At 41.6% G+C, this 15334-nt stretch carries 14 protein-coding genes; 7 read left to right on the top strand and 7 right to left on the bottom strand.

Annotation, left to right across the window (positions count from 1 at the left end):
* Positions 1 to 3 precede the first annotated feature (3 nt).
* Positions 4 to 2454: a bifunctional aspartate kinase/homoserine dehydrogenase I gene (gene thrA / locus GQF63_RS04410; protein WP_160367905.1), complete on the bottom strand. Its 2451-nt coding sequence runs from the start codon at positions 2452 to 2454 to the stop codon at positions 4 to 6.
* Positions 2455 to 2918: 464 nt separating this feature from the next.
* Between thrA and GQF63_RS04405 the strand changes: the two genes are divergently transcribed.
* Positions 2919 to 3500 carry a C40 family peptidase gene (locus GQF63_RS04405; protein WP_160367904.1) on the top strand — a complete coding sequence of 194 codons (582 nt, stop codon included), beginning with the start codon at positions 2919 to 2921 and terminating at the stop codon, positions 3498 to 3500.
* 124 nt (positions 3501 to 3624) lie between these two features.
* Complete coding sequence (locus GQF63_RS04400) at positions 3625 to 4140, top strand: phosphoribosyltransferase family protein (protein WP_160367903.1); 516 nt, start codon at positions 3625 to 3627, stop codon at positions 4138 to 4140.
* 38 nt (positions 4141 to 4178) lie between these two features.
* On the opposite strand, the gene GQF63_RS04395 is transcribed toward GQF63_RS04400, so the two are convergent.
* The 6 genes from GQF63_RS04395 to GQF63_RS04370 all read right to left on the bottom strand — a co-directional run bounded on the left by GQF63_RS04395 (position 4179) and on the right by GQF63_RS04370 (position 10778).
* On the bottom strand, positions 4179 to 5630 hold the full coding sequence (locus GQF63_RS04395; protein ID WP_160367902.1) for a lytic transglycosylase domain-containing protein: 1452 nt from the start codon (positions 5628 to 5630) through the stop codon (positions 4179 to 4181).
* Positions 5631 to 5783: 153 nt separating this feature from the next.
* Positions 5784 to 5999, bottom strand: coding sequence for a Sec-independent protein translocase subunit TatA/TatB (locus GQF63_RS04390; RefSeq protein WP_160367901.1), 216 nt, complete (start codon positions 5997 to 5999; stop codon positions 5784 to 5786).
* Between the two features lie 73 nt (positions 6000 to 6072).
* Positions 6073 to 7350: a murein hydrolase activator EnvC family protein gene (locus tag GQF63_RS04385; protein ID WP_160367900.1), complete on the bottom strand. Its 1278-nt coding sequence runs from the start codon at positions 7348 to 7350 to the stop codon at positions 6073 to 6075.
* Positions 7351 to 7458: 108 nt separating this feature from the next.
* Entirely contained in the window at positions 7459 to 8244 is a 786-nt protein-coding gene (gene lolB1 / locus GQF63_RS04380) for a lipoprotein insertase outer membrane protein LolB1 (RefSeq protein ID WP_343031030.1), read from the bottom strand.
* A complete protein-coding gene (locus GQF63_RS04375; protein WP_160367899.1) occupies positions 8222 to 9934 on the bottom strand; it encodes a tetratricopeptide repeat protein in 1713 nt (570 codons plus the stop codon). Before GQF63_RS04375 ends, lolB1 begins: the two co-directional genes overlap by 23 nt.
* Before the next feature lie 160 nt (positions 9935 to 10094).
* Entirely contained in the window at positions 10095 to 10778 is a 684-nt protein-coding gene (locus tag GQF63_RS04370) for a hypothetical protein (RefSeq protein WP_160367898.1), read from the bottom strand.
* Positions 10779 to 11106: 328 nt separating this feature from the next.
* On the opposite strand from GQF63_RS04370, the gene rplM reads away from it, so the two are divergent.
* The 5 genes from rplM to GQF63_RS04345 all read left to right on the top strand — a co-directional run bounded on the left by rplM (position 11107) and on the right by GQF63_RS04345 (position 15020).
* Positions 11107 to 11550: a 50S ribosomal protein L13 gene (gene rplM / locus GQF63_RS04365; protein ID WP_160367897.1), complete on the top strand. Its 444-nt coding sequence runs from the start codon at positions 11107 to 11109 to the stop codon at positions 11548 to 11550.
* A gap of 11 nt (positions 11551 to 11561) precedes the next feature.
* Complete coding sequence (rpsI, locus tag GQF63_RS04360; RefSeq protein WP_149525067.1) at positions 11562 to 11948, top strand: 30S ribosomal protein S9; 387 nt, start codon at positions 11562 to 11564, stop codon at positions 11946 to 11948.
* 18 nt (positions 11949 to 11966) lie between these two features.
* Positions 11967 to 12773: a 30S ribosomal protein S2 gene (rpsB, locus tag GQF63_RS04355; protein WP_160367896.1), complete on the top strand. Its 807-nt coding sequence runs from the start codon at positions 11967 to 11969 to the stop codon at positions 12771 to 12773.
* Between the two features lie 228 nt (positions 12774 to 13001).
* Positions 13002 to 13838, top strand: a complete 837-nt coding sequence (tsf, locus tag GQF63_RS04350) for a translation elongation factor Ts (protein ID WP_160367895.1) — start codon at positions 13002 to 13004, stop codon at positions 13836 to 13838.
* 129 nt (positions 13839 to 13967) lie between these two features.
* Entirely contained in the window at positions 13968 to 15020 is a 1053-nt protein-coding gene (locus tag GQF63_RS04345) for an AI-2E family transporter (protein WP_160367894.1), read from the top strand.
* Positions 15021 to 15334: the final 314 nt, after the last annotated feature.

The following is a 15334-nucleotide window of genomic DNA, read 5'->3' as shown; positions in this document are numbered from 1 at the left end:
TAATTATTTAGCACCTACATTCACCAAATCCGCAAATACCCCAGCTGCAGTTACTTCTGCACCAGCGCCTGGTCCTTTCACCACCAACGGTCTTTCCTTATAACGTTCTGTTGTAAAGGAAATGATATTATCACTACCGGACAGCGCATAGAAAGGATGGCTGTCATCTACCATTTGCAATCCAATAGATACTTTCCCATCTGCTAAGCTACCGATATAACGGATTACTTTTCCCTCTTGCGCGGCCTTTTCTTTCAGGTTGTTGAAATACTCATCCGATTTCAGCAATTCCGTATAGAACTCATCTACTGAGCTAGCCGACAAGCAGTTCTCCGGCAGGATATTTCCTAATTCCACATCCGATGATTCGATCTGATGACCGGCATCACGCGCCAGAATCAGCATCTTCCGCATAAAGTCGATACCACCTAAGTCATCACGTGGATCAGGCTCTGTATAGCCAAGCTCTTGAGCTTTCTTCACCACATCGTAGAAAGACGCATCGTCTTTAAAGTTATTGAAGATATAAGAAATCGTTCCGGAAAGAATAGCTTCGATCTTCACGATTCTATCGCCACTCAGCATTAAGTCTTTCAACACCCTCACGATTGGCAAGCCAGCACCAACGTTGGTTTCATAGAAGAAATCGACGCCATGCTTGCGGGCTGTTTCATGAAGTAGTTTATATTGGGCGAAATCTCCCGAGTTCGCAATCTTATTACATGTAACGATGGAGATATTCGATTTAAAGATATCCAGGTAATAGGTAGCTGGAAGCTTGCTGGCGGTATTATCGATAAATACACAGTTCGGCAAGTTCATTTCTTGCATTCTATGGATAAAGGTTGCCAGGTCAGCCACCTCACCCTGCTCATCCATAGCTTGCTGCCAATGGGCTAAGTCAATACCTTCCACATTAAACAACATCTTACGGGAATTCGAAACACCAACCACTTTGATCTCGATATCGTTTTGATCCAATAAGAAATCATGCTGCTCGTGCAATTGTTTAAATAAGGTGGCGCCGATGTTTCCAGTCCCTAAGTTAAATACATGCAGGGTTTTCTTCAACTCGGCGAAGAAAGCATCATGAACCGCATTTAGGGCTTTGGCTAAATCCTCCTTATTAATAATAACAGAGATATTGAATTCGGAAGAACCTTGCGCAATCGCACGCACGTTGATTCCATTTCTTCCTAAGGCGCTGAACAACTTGCCCGACATGCCTGGCGTGCGTTTCATGTTCTCGCCTACAATTGCTAGGATAGACAGGTTTTCTTCTACAACCGGCATGGATAGCTTATTCGCCAACAGCTCCAGTTCAAACTCATTTGTAATCAATTTAACGGCCTTCGCGGCATCGCTTGGATTCACGGCGAAGGTAATGCTGTGCTCCGAAGAAGATTGCGTAATGAGGATGACATTGATCTGCTCACGCGCCAATAAGGTAAATAAGCGTCCTGAGAAACCAGATTTCCCCACCATGCCACTACCAGTTAGGTTAATCACAGATACCTCTGCGATGCTGGAAATCCCTTTAATTGGGTATTCTGACTTTCCACTTTCAAACTGAATCATCGTCCCAGCGAACTCCGGTTGAAAGGTATTGCGGATGACAATAGGGATTTTCTTTAAGAAAGCCGGCACCATTGTCGGCGGATAGATCACTTTGGCTCCGAAGTAGGAAAGCTCCATAGCTTCGGTATAGGAAAGAATCGGCAGGGAGAAAGCTTTCTTCACGATACGTGGATCTGCTGTCAACATGCCATTTACATCGGTCCAGATTTCAATAGCGGAAGCATTGAGCACCGATCCGAAGATAGCAGCGGTATAATCCGAGCCGCCACGACCCAAGGTTGTAATACGACCTTGCTCATTAGATCCGATAAATCCTGTTACAAAGAGGAGTTTATCAGCATGGGTCTGAGCGAGGGCCTGAATCAGTTGAGTGGTTAAGGGTTCATTCAATACGGCATTCCCGAAGTTCGAATCTGTCTTCACATAGTAGGAAGCATTGATGTACTCGGCTTCAGGAACTTCCTGTTCCATAATTTTGGAAACCAAATAATTGCTAAAACGCTCACCATAAGAAATAATAAGGTCTTTACTTTGGTTACTTAATTCTTTTAAAGCTGATACGCCTAAGAATAATTCTTCCAGTTCATTGATCAACAATTTCAACCGGGTCAATACCGGGTTTTGGTATTTTACGGCGATCAATTTCTTCACCACGTCAAAATGCTTCTCTTCCAAGGTTTTTAAGCCAGCCTCAAAAGGCTTCCCTTCAGCGGCATCTTCTGCCATCTGCGTCAGCAGGTTGGTCACTCCCGACATGGCCGAAAGGACGACTAAAGGTTTTTCACCGGCATCGTAGGCTGTCTTTACGATGTTCAACACGGCTTGGATACTTTCTACGGAACCTACGGATGTCCCGCCAAATTTTAGAATTTTCATGGTTATGATTTGTGTTTATTGATTCTTAACAAAAAAAGCCTTTCTCGAGGAGGAAGGCTTCTTATATCTGTACTAATTACTATACAATAGATTACTTCCTCCTAAGTTTTATCCCGGTGGTAATAATAATTGTGGTAGTAATGGTGTTATTTTGCATTATTGTTTAAAATGATTTCCCAAATATATTACAATTCTTTTTAAAAAATCAAGAAATACTTAAATAATTTTTAATACAAGCTTTTTGAGGATTATTTAACCATAAATCCTAAAAAATGATAAAAAATAAAAGGAAGCCCACATTTTTTTAAAATTGGCAACTGTTAAAAATGTTAAAATTCTGTTAAATAGAATTAAAATTGTTTTGAATTCAAGACAGTATGTATTACATTTGCTTCAGCCTGTTAAAAAAAGACATACTACATGAAAGGTTTTGATAGGTATGGTTGTAATAAAAAAGCGATTTAATGAAAACAAAGAAACTAGTGGCAGTAATGCTCTTCATAGGCTTATGTCTAGTCTCGCAGGCACAAACCAATAGTCAATCAAAGTCATCCGACCCTGATAATCTAGCAAAAGAATATTTCTCGCAAATAATGGGTGTTGCAGCCAATGCAACTACCAATACAAAATTATACCAATTTGTATACGAGTGGTTAGGCACGCCTTACCGTTTAGGAGGCGACTCTAAACGCGGTATCGATTGTTCTAAGTTCTCTTTAGCGGTATATGAGAATGTATTCAATACCACTATTGGCTACAATAGCCGTAATCAGTACCAAAATGTAACGCCAGTTCGCAAAGGTGAATTACAAGCCGGCGATTTGGTATTCTTTAAAATCAGAAGCAGAAGTATTACCCATGTTGGAGTTTACTTAGGCGACGATAAATTTGCCCATGCCTCTTCTAGCCGTGGCGTTATGGTGAGCGACTTAAATGAAGCTTACTGGAAGCGTTATTACTACAACGGCGGACGTCCGAAAGTTGAAGATGAACAACGCATCATGACAGCAGACGCCAATCCGAAAGAGAAAAGCAATTTAAATTAGACCAAACTTTTCAGAATAATAAGAAAGTCCCAGCGTAGCCACGTTGGGATTTTTATTTTTAGGGCTGCGGAGATAGTAAAATACCGCAGGTTTTATTAAATTTACCCCAATCAAAAGTCCAAGCATGTCAGCTAAGAAAACGCTTATATTAAATAAGGAGCAGATCCTTCAAAAGTCCAAACGTATTGCTTATCAGATTATCGAAGACAACTTCGATGAGCCCGCTATTGTATTGGTTGGTATTGCCGACCGGGGTTATGTATTTGCCCAGCGCCTGCAGAAGCTCTTGCAGGAAATCGACCCGCAGAAATCCATTGAATTGTTGAAAGTAACCATTCAAAAGACGAAACGCAATCTCGAATCCAGCACCGACCTGCCCATCGAAACCGCACAGGACAAAGTCGTGATCTTAATTGATGATGTATTAAACTCCGGAAGAACATTAGCCTACGGCTTAGGCGTCTTTTTAAATGTACCGTTAAAACGCATGCGTACGGCGGTATTAATCGACCGTAGCCACCACCAGTTCCCGGTATTCAGTGATTATTACGGATTAAAACTATCGACCATCTTGAAAGAACATGTCGAGGTTTTATTAGAAGAATACGATAAAACAGAAGATGCGGCTTATTTATCATAAGCCGCATCTGCGTTTTATTTCCTTTAGATCTGCTATTCCTAGCCTTTACCTTTATATATCTTTAACTTCTGCCCAATCTTCAAGGCACTACCGCGAAGGTTATTATCCGATTTAATACGACTAACTGTGGCGCCCTTATGCTTTCCGGCGATCTCAGAGAGCGTATCACCTTTACGCACGGTGTAAGTTAGGTAGGTTGCTTTGCTGCTCTTAGCAGCCGGCTGACGGCTTGCAGCCACCACATTCTTCGCCATTTCACTATCGACACCTTTACTTACGATCAGATTTCTGCCGGCGATGCTACTTTTGGTTGACAAACTGTTCCAAGAACGAATCTGTTGGGCAGATACGCCGTACTTTTGCGCAATCGTAGCTACCGTCTCCCCACGTTTAACCTGATGACGCTGCTCTTCCTTTGTTTCTGTACTGGCTATTGCCTGCAATACTTCTGCACGCTGGTTATTCAATGCGGCATAGATCAAGGAATCGCTCATGCTTTCTTCCTCATATGGAATAATCAACCGCCTAGGCTTCTCGGTTGACCCGGCGATGATGGAGCGCTTATAGCCGGGATTCAATTGTTTTAAAAGATCCGGGGAGCAAGATAAGGCTTCCGCAATATGGTTTAAGCTGATGGATTTATCCACCATCAATACTTTATGATCGCACATTAAGTCGTTCTGCGCTGGCTCCAAGGCATACAAGTCTGCATGGTTCAGAACATAGGTCATGGCGATAAACTTCGGGATGTAATTCTGGGTTTCCTTTGGCAAGAATGGAGAAAGCTCCCAATAGTTCGGATTGTGTAGGCCTGAGCGTTGAATAGCTCTTCTTACACAACCACGCCCACAGTTATAGGAGGCTAAAGCCAATAACCAATCGTTAAACTCGTCATGGGCTTCCTTCAGATACGCAGATACTGCGTAAGTCGTCGAATAAACGTCCTTACGTTCGTCCATATAACTGTCCATAGTCAGGTTATAAATCTTGGCCGTGCCATAGATAAACTGCCAAGGGCCAACGGCGCCAGACGTCGATACGGTATGCGGGTTGAGGGAAGATTCAATCACCGAGAGGTATCTCACCTCCTCAGGAATCCCCTGCTCGGCGAAGATCTTGTCATAAATCGGGAAGTAATAATTTCCCAATCCCAACAATTTCTCCATATAGGGTTTATAGTTGCGGGAGATATACTTATCCAAGTAAGCCTTCACCCGATCGTTATATTCTAAGGGAATGGTTTTTTGGATTCGGTTTATGCGTTGGGCAATGTTTACATCTTCCGCAGAAAACTCCGTACCATTGGCGGCCTGTTTCTTAATGGAATCCAATTGGGAATAGATTATTCCGCGTTCTTTTTCTACTTGATCAATAATATTGCTTTGAAACGTCTCATTAAAAGTAGACACATCGGAGCTAATTTCCTGAGCTACACTTAATTTCAAAACACTTAAGCCTATTGTAACAAGAAAACTAATTTTTTTGTTCATAACCAGTCAATACGGTAAAACACGTTCTGTTAGTTCTTCGCTTATCGTTGGCAATTTGCGCCAAAGCTATGGTTAGTTTAAAATAAAAAAGTTTCATCAATCAAGGCCATCGCCTGGATGATGAAACTTTCAAAATGTCTTTAATGAACTATATTAACGTTGGTTGTTAACTGTATCATTATTGCTTGGGTTGTTCGGATTATTTTCAGCTTCAGGACCATCTTTCTGGCCTTCTTTAAATTCCTTAACTCCTCTACCCAATCCACGCATTAACTCAGGAATTTTTTTACCCCCGAATAATAATAATGCTAATACCACGATGATGATGATCTCGTTAGTACCGATAAATAATAAACCCGATGTATACATATTTTTAATTTTTCTAGTCTTTCAAACAAGTGTATCTAACAAATATAAATATTAATTACGAAAAAGCATGTAACTATCTTGCTATCCATGAGGAAGGATTCATCGGTGTTTGACCACGGAAAACACTCAGGTCAATATACGAATATCCAGCATCTGCATCCGAGTCTGCCGCCCCGATTACCGTTCCTGTACTTACCTTTTGTCCTTTACGAACCGATACACTTTTCAGGTTAGAATACGCTGTCAGGTACTCCCCGTGCTGTACAATAACCGCCATGGATCCGATGTTGATCACCTGGATTACCGTTCCTTCAAAAATGGTCTTCACAGCAGCGCCATCTGCTGTCCGAATCCGGATATAGTCATAGAAGTCGCGAACACCACGCTCTACCGTTACATTCCCGTAGTTACGAACGATATTACCCTGACCTACTGGCCATGGCAAGCGTCCTCTATTGGATTGGAATCCTGCCGATAGCTTGGTTGCTTCCGGCGAGTTATTCAATACCGCACTACCGGTTTTCTTTTCGATTTTCTTCTCTGCCTCGGCTACGGTAGTACCCGATTTCTTCGCTTCAGCCTCCGCCAATCTTCTTCTGCGCTCTTCCTCTGCCCGACGTGCCGCTTCTACCTCACGCGCAATGGCCGATTTAATCGCCGCATCTAAGCGACGTTTTTCTTGTTGTTTCTTCGTTAATTGACCCCGGAAGCTACGCTCCTCTTTCGACAATTGATTCAACTGCTGCGAGTGGGTTGCTCGGTCTTTGGCAATCACGTTCCGCTCTTCCTGCTGCTCCTTCAATAAGGCCTGCTGGGTTTGCTTATCGCGTTGCAATTGCGCCAACTTCAACTCAATCTGTTTTTTATGGCCTTCAATTTCCGACACTTTCACTTTCCGCGCATCGGCAAACTGCTGTAGGTATTTCACCCGTTTAAAGCCTTGGTTAAAGTCTTTGGAGGCAAAAATAAACATCATCTTATTGTAGGCATTCTTATTTCTAAACGCAAAAAGGATCATTTTCTCATAATCCTGACGTAGCTTTTCCAACTCGCCTTTGAGTTTATCGACGATTTTATTGTTGGTAGAAATATTATTGTTGATGATGCGTAATTCGCTGTTGATGGTACTGATTTTATTCTCCCGCAGGTCCAGCTGTTTGCTTAATGCTGATACCTCCCGTTGGGATAGCAATTTCTCTTGCGTTTTTGCACTTAACACCTTTTGTAGTTCAGCAATTTCTTTATCTAGTCTTTCCCGTTGTTTCTTTAACTCCAAACTACTCTGAGCAAACCCCACACTTACAAAAAGAAATACAGAAACTATACTTAAAACAATTTTTTTAAATTCCATGAATTGCTAAATTCTAACTTATCGCTTATACAAAACGTCCAAAAATAAGGATATACTTAATACGAAGTTAATAAAATCCTATTTTTATTTGCGCTTTACTTCCCTTAATTATTTGATTTCCTTGTATCTCGCAGGGATCGTAAAGGGCATTTCAACCGCCGAATTAAACTCCGTCCGATTATATAACATATCGGCAGAAACCGTTGTTCCGGCGCCTTCAATGTTTAACGTGAAACGTTGCGGAAAATTATATCCGCTGATATCAGCAAACTCGCTGTAGGTCGCTTCTAACTTCTGGCTTTTCCCCAATTCGATGAGGTTCAAAGCAAAAGGACGATTCGCATGGTTCACCCCATAATGAAAGGTTAATCCATCTTTAATCCCGATCACCTGCACATCGTCGGTGCTGGTTGCCACCTGCAGCTGGTCGGTACGCAACATATCAATCGTCATATTACCCACCAAAATATCCTGCAACATGCGGAAGGAAATCCCCCGATTGGTATAGCGCTCCAAATACGAGAAAGGCTGCGCAATATATTCGCCGTGAATTTTATTCATAATCTTCACGCTGTCTGGCGTAATGTAAACCCGGGCAGCTTCAATCCCCAATAGGGCTGTTACGGAAATCCAGATCGCCTTATCCCTATCCATACGGATATTCACCGTCGCATTATGCGACTCCTTTCCCACCTTTACATTGGCCTTCGCACGGCCGCTAAAGGTATGGAAGTTTAAATTGCTCAGCTCATAGTTCTTCAGCAATTCCGCTTCGGTCTCCGCCTTGGGCAAATGACTTTCCTTCTTTACGGTATTTTTCTTCGTCCCACAGGCCGCCAACAACATCACTGCGGCCATCATGAGGCTAAGCTTACTCAATATATTTTTTCTCACTTATCTTTTGTTTTAACTTATCCTTATCTACAGCATCTTCTGCCGTGCTAAGGCTCAAGGCCTTCTCCCACTGCTTAATGCTTTCTTTTTGCTTTCCTAATTGCATCAGAATATCACCATAATGTTCATACAACAAGGCAGAAGGTTCTGAGTTTTTAATGGATTTTTCAATCCAGGTTAAAGCTTGCTGATAATCTCCCTTTTGAAAAAGAACCCAGGCATAGGTATCCTGAAAAGTCCCCGAATTGCGCTCCAATTCATTCGCGCGCGCGGCATGCTTTACCGCGACATCCAAATCCTTTTTACGTAATGCCAGGTAATAGGCATAATTGTTCATGGCGGTTACATTGTTGCTGTCTAAGCGAATGGCCTCATCATAGGCTACATCGGAAGCCGACTCCATATCGATTTCATGGTACAGATCGCCTAGGCCGGCATAAATCATCGACTGCACAAAGCTATTTTCATTGGCACTCTGATCCAATGCGGCCTCCAAGTATTTCCGAGCCTGCTCGTTATCCTTTTTGATAAAATGGGCCATACCCACAAAATAGGTCAGCACCGGGCTACCCGGGTTATGTTTTAAGCCTTCATTACCATCTACGATGGCCTCATCCAGCTGATTCAGGTTTAAATCAATGTTAATCAACTTGCTCCAAGCATCAATATGGCGCGGGTTCATACTTACCGTGGTTAGAAAAAGTGATTTCGCCTCCGCTAAAGCACCCTTCTGCCATAATAAATCGCCCTTGAACATATGCGTATCTGGAATACGCGGATGTTTTACTACTAAAACATTCGCTAGCTCTTGTTTCTGATCCATGCTGAAGGTAGACTTCCCGTTTATCAGGGTCATCATCACACGATGCTTATCCATAAAGCCGACATCATCTGATTCAAAGGCTTTCTTTAAATTCGCAAAAGCGAGCTTACTCTTATCGCTGGCATTGTAGGCATCGGCCAAGTCTAGGTACAATAAATCGTCCTTGCTGATCTGCAAACCGCTCTCCAAAACACGAATAGCTTCCTTCGGATTGCGCTCGTCCAGGGAGATATAACCCAGAGTGCTATACACCTGCCGAATGGGCGATTTCTTCTGCTCCCAAACCTGCAACAGCTGTTTCGCCTCCTGCGGCTTTTTCAAATCCATTAATATCTCGGCTTTCAATACATCTAAGGTATCCGAGCTGCCAAACTTCGCTTTGGTTTCATCATACACCTGCAAAGCGGCTTCAGACTGCTTACTGGCATGCAGTAGCATAATTTTTTCACGAAAAAGCTGTGGAGTTTTCGGATGCTCTTCTATCACCTTATTAATAAGGCCAACGGCAGCACCGTAATCACCCTCCGATTTATACAGTTCCATCAGGTGATTTCCGAACATCATGTTCTTAGGTTCTATTTCCACGGCCTTCTCGGCAGCAGGAATAGCCACCTCAAAATTACGGGCCTGCGCAAATAATAAAGATTTCGCATAATATACCTCGGCGCCATCCGGATACTTGGCAATGGTTTCCTCAATGCTGGCTAAAGCCGAACCAACCTCCCCGGTTTTCAATTGGCTTTCAATAGATGCCAAGCTTGCCCGATAGCCTTTATCGTCTTTGGTTTTTGTTTGCGCAAAGACCGCTGATCCTGTATAGAGCAGCATTGCTGTTATCCCTATCTTCCACGTAACCATTCTTCTCATGTGTTCTTTCTTATCGATTATCACCCATCGGTACTTTACCCATGCGTTTTAGGTAAATCAAGGTAATAAATTAATTTAAAGAGTACAAAAATGGGGAAAAGTTTAAGCTCTTCCCCTTAATAAATGTTAAATAAGCTGTTAGGCACTCCTAAATGCCGGTTTAAAAAGACAATAATAGGTAGCCCATCTGGGTTCTATCTGTTACGCCGGCATACTGCGTATTGCCTGCCAAATCCCAGTCCGCATCCTTCAAGCCTAATCTATACCCCAGCCGTAGAAACTGAAAGTTCCCCTTGCCGGGCTTATGCTTTTTTAAGGCAATACCAAAATCTAGCACCGGGCTATCTTGGTTTAATTCGATAATATTACCCCGATTGCTCGCAAACAGATCGGAGGCGTTTAAGTTATCCTCTTTTATTCGATACCGCGAAACAGCAGATTGCAAACCAAAACCAACAAAAGGACTAATAACAGTACTTTTGGCTTTCCATTCATTGGTAGAGGCATAAATCCCTATATAGGTAAAATGACTACGAGACTGCTCAGAAAATGTAAGGGCCCCATCCAGATTCAAGCCGAGGACAATGGGCTTGATATCGTAGCCTAGACCTAGCCCCAAGCCAAATTGAAAATTAGGTGCTGATTTAAAATTATGCGAACGCACTAAGGCATTTAAATTCGTTGGGCTATTATAAGCGGCCATTAGCCCGAAATAGCTATCTAAGCGCTCGCGGAATTTCCAGTACTTCCGGCTTGCTGTAGAAGCTTGTTCCGTCTGCTCTTGCGCAAAACTCAGGCTGACAGCACCCAGGGATAGGGCAAATAGTAAAAATCTCTTTCTCATAGTTTATTCTAAATGGTACGTTTTTTTTAAAAGCGTAAAAATAAAAGAAAGCAGCCAAAGCTCCTAGTTAATTCAACGCATTTCGAAAGAAAGTAAACCTAATGAGCAGAATAGAAATTTAACAGCCACAAGAAATTCCGAGGCCGATTAAGCGACTTGGGGGCACGATTTAAAATGCAGCCCAAAAGAAGTTTTAATTAAATAAAAATCAATTAAATAGATTTCACAAAACGCTTTGATAATTCAAAGTAAATAGTGTACCTTTGCAAACCTAATTGTAGGGATTACAATAGGATTTAAATATTATTAATTAATTAAATAAAAGCAAGTGAATACGTTAAGTTACAAAACTGTCTCTGCTAACAAGAACACCGTTAACAAAGAATGGATCGTTGTTGACGCTGAAGGCGAGATTTTGGGGCGCTTGGCCAGCGAGATTGCGAAAGTAATCCGTGGAAAGCACAAGCCTACTTTCACCCCACACGTAGACTGCGGTGATAACGTGATTGTTATCAATGCAGACAAAGTTAAATTGACAGGAAACAAATTAGGCGACAAAGTTTATGTTCGCTACACAGGCTACCCAGGTGGTCAACGTTTCGTTTCTCCGAAAGAGTTATTGGCAAAACACCCTGAGCGCATCATCGAGAAAGCGGTACGCGGGATGCTACCTAAAAACCGTTTAGGTCGTCAATTATTTAAAAACCTTTTTGTTTATGCTGGAAATGAGCACAAACATGAGGCACAAAATCCAAAATCAGTTAAATTTTAAGGAGAACGATTATGTCAACAACTAACACTTCAGGAAGAAGAAAAACTGCTGTTGCCCGCATCTACTTAACTGCTGGTAATGGTAACATCATTGTAAATGGAAAAGACTACAAAGTCTATTTTCCAACTTTGCCTTTGCAATATGTAGCTACTCAATCTTTATTGGTAGCTGAATCCCTTGCAAATTTTGACATCAAAGTAAACGTTCAAGGAGGTGGTGTAAAAGGTCAAGCTGAGGCGGTACGTTTAGCAATTGCTAAAGCCTTAGTAGAGCTTAACCCAGAAGTAAAACCTGCTTTACGTGCTAAAGGTTTAGTAACACGTGATGACCGTATGGTTGAGCGTAAGAAACCAGGACGTCGTAAAGCTCGTAGAAGATTCCAATTCAGTAAACGTTAATTTAAGGAGGGTCAAAAAATGGCAAGAACAACATATCAAGAATTATTGGATGCAGGTGTTCACTTTGGTCACCTTACTCGTAAGTGGGATCCGAAAATGGCTAAGTACATTTTCATGGAACGCAACGGTATCCACATTATCGATTTGAACAAAACTCTAACCAAATTAGAGGAAGCTGCTTCAGCAATCAAACAAATCGTTAAATCTGGTCGTAAAGTATTATTCGTAGCTACGAAGAAACAAGCGAAAGAAATTATCGCGGAACAAGCAAAAGCGGTAAACATGCCTTTCGTTACAGAGCGTTGGTTAGGCGGTATGCTTACTAACTTCGCTACTGTGCGTAAGTCTATCAAAAAAATGTCGAACATCGATAAAATGCAAAAAGATGGTACATACGATGTATTGTCTAAAAAAGAAAAATTGATGATTCAACGTGAGCGTATTAAGTTAGAAAACCTTTTAGGTGGTATTGCTGACTTAAACCGTTTACCAGCGGCATTATTCATCATCGATGTGAAGAAAGAGCACATTGCTGTAGCGGAAGCGTTAAAATTAAACATCCCTACGTTTGCAATGGTAGATACAAACTCTGACCCTACAAACATCGACTTCCCTATCCCTGCGAATGATGACGCTACTAAATCCATCAGCTTAATCGCTGCTGTAATTGGTAAAGCAATCACCGAAGGTTTGGAAGAGCGCAAGCGCGATAAAGAAGAGGACGCGGAAAAAGAAGCTGCAGCTGCTAAAGCCGCAGTAGACAATGGTGAAGCTACTGAAGCTGCTCCAGGAAAACGCACTCGTAAAGCAAAAGACGTAGAATAATATTCTATACAAGTCAACCGGATAGACAAGTGTTGGTTTCTGGAAGTTAGCTTCCGCAAACTACCCCTGTCTATCCGGTTTTTTTCTGCTAATACAATCGGATTAACAGAAAAGAATTTTCAATCGAAACATCGATAGAAAGAATTATAACATTAAAATTAACATGCTGTTGTTATTTCAACAAGAGTTTGTTAACACATCAATCGTAATTTTAACAAAAAAAATACTATGTCAGTACAAATTTCTGCATCAGATGTAAACAAATTGCGTCAACAAACTGGCGCTGGTATGATGGACTGTAAAAAAGCATTAATCGAAGCTAATGGAGACTTCGAAGCTGCTGTAGATTACCTACGTAAAAAAGGTGCTAAAGTAGCTGCTAGCCGTCAAGACCGTGACTCTAACGAAGGTGTAATCATTGCTAAAGCAGCAGCTGATGGTAAATCAGGTGTTGTGGTAGAAGTAAACTGTGAGACTGACTTCGTAGCTAAAAATGCTGACTTCATCGCTTTCGCGGAACAAGTAGCAGAAAAAGCATTAGCAAACCAACCTGCTTCTTTAGAAGACTTAAAAGCTATTGAAATCGACGGTGTTAAAATCGCTGACTTATTGATCGACCAAACAGGTAAAATCGGTGAGAAAATCGACGTTTCTAAATACGAGCAAGTAAGTGCTGAGAAAGTGGTTGCTTACATCCACGGTAACTACCGCTTAGGTGTATTAGTAGGTCTTTCTGCTGATGCTGCTGGTGCAGACGAAGCTGGAAAAGATGTAGCGATGCAAATTGCTGCGATGAACCCTGTAGCGATCGATAAAGACGGTGTTGACACTAAAACTATCGAGCGTGAATTAGAAATCGCTAAAGAGCAAATCCGTGCAGAAGGTAAACCAGAAGAAATGGTAGAAAAAATTGCACAAGGTAAATTAAACAAATTCTACAAAGACTCTACTTTATTGAACCAAGAGTTCGTAAAAGATTCTTCAAAAAATATCGCTCAATTCTTAGATTCAGTATCTAAAGGATTAACCGTTACTGCTTTCAAACGTATCCAATTAGGCGCGTAAGCTGCAGTCAAACGTAGGCTTTAGAAAATCCCGTTCGCTACAGAACGGGATTTTTCTTTTTTATACCTCCCCGGCATAAAGCATAACTAATAAAAAATCATTAAACTTGTTCTATCGAAATGCCTAACTATGCAGTACAAACAGATTAATAACAATTCCATCAATCAGATCATGCTGATCATCATTATTATTTTGATCTGCATCCTGATATTTACCAACCTTTTCTACTATTTCCCGGGCTTTCTTGGTGCCATTACTTTATATATTCTGTACCGCAAATGGTATATTAAACTCACGGTAGATAAAAAGTGGAATAAATCCCTCACCTCCCTCCTGTTTATCCTGATCTCTTTGGTGTTTATCGTATTCCCCATCTGGGGCATGGTTGATTACTTGGCACCTCAAATATCAGCCCTCTTAGGCAATACCGATAAAATCGTGGAACAATTCAATTTATTGAAGGATTACATGGCCGATAAGCCTTTACTGAAGGACATCGACATGTCGGATGAGGCCTTAATCAATTCGCTGCAACGCTTAACGAAATACCTGCCCAGCATCTTAAACTCCGTTGCCGAAGTCGCGGTCAATATCCTGGTTACCTTCTTTGTGCTTTTCTTTATGCAGGTGCACAATAAAAAGATGGAAGACTATGTAATTAAAGCCATCCCTTTCTCACCAAGGAGCAAACAAGAGATTTGGGATGAGGTACACCTGATGGTGCGTTCCAACGCCATTGGTATTCCAATCCTAGGCCTCTGCCAAGGCATTGTGGCCATGCTAGGCTACTATATCTTCGGCGTGGACAACTTTATCCTGATGGGCATCATGACCGGGGTATCCTCCATTGTCCCTGTTCTAGGCACCATGACCATTTACGTGCCTCTGGCCTTAATCACCATGGCCTCCGGCGATACAGCAAACGGTATTGGAATCTTCCTTTACGGCCTTATTTTAATCGGCAGTATCGATAATATCCTCCGCTTTACCATCCTGAAAACCCTAGGCGATGTGCCCCCACTAATCACCGTATTTGGGGTGCTACTGGGCTTAAAGCTCTTTGGCATGCTCGGCCTTATTTTCGGCCCACTGATTATTTCATCCGTAGGGGTATTGATAAAAGTATACACAAACGAATACGGAAAAAGCAAAAACCTTATTTTGCCGGAAGATGTAAAGTAAAAGTGGAAAGGTTGTTGGTAAGGGGAATTGTTTTCTACTTTAAATCGATTTGTCATCAATTTGCCATCGTGCTGTCATCGTTTTGTCATCGCGGAGTCAAACGACTGGTACGTCAATGCAATTAGCAATACTTACCCCTCCCTAACAGTTATACAGACGTATTACTATTCTTAGGTTGTGAATTATAATTCACAGCAAATGCAGCTAGATTGATTACAAAGGAAACATAGCCAATACCCTTGTATTCTCTATTAAAAAAAAGAAAGTAAATCAGAACCCCAAATATTAATATGAATAACATTATTGAGATAACC

This window comes from Sphingobacterium humi (assembly GCF_009768885.1).
Lineage (GTDB): Bacteria > Bacteroidota > Bacteroidia > Sphingobacteriales > Sphingobacteriaceae > Sphingobacterium > Sphingobacterium humi.
This window is presented reverse-complemented; position numbering and strand designations above follow the sequence as displayed.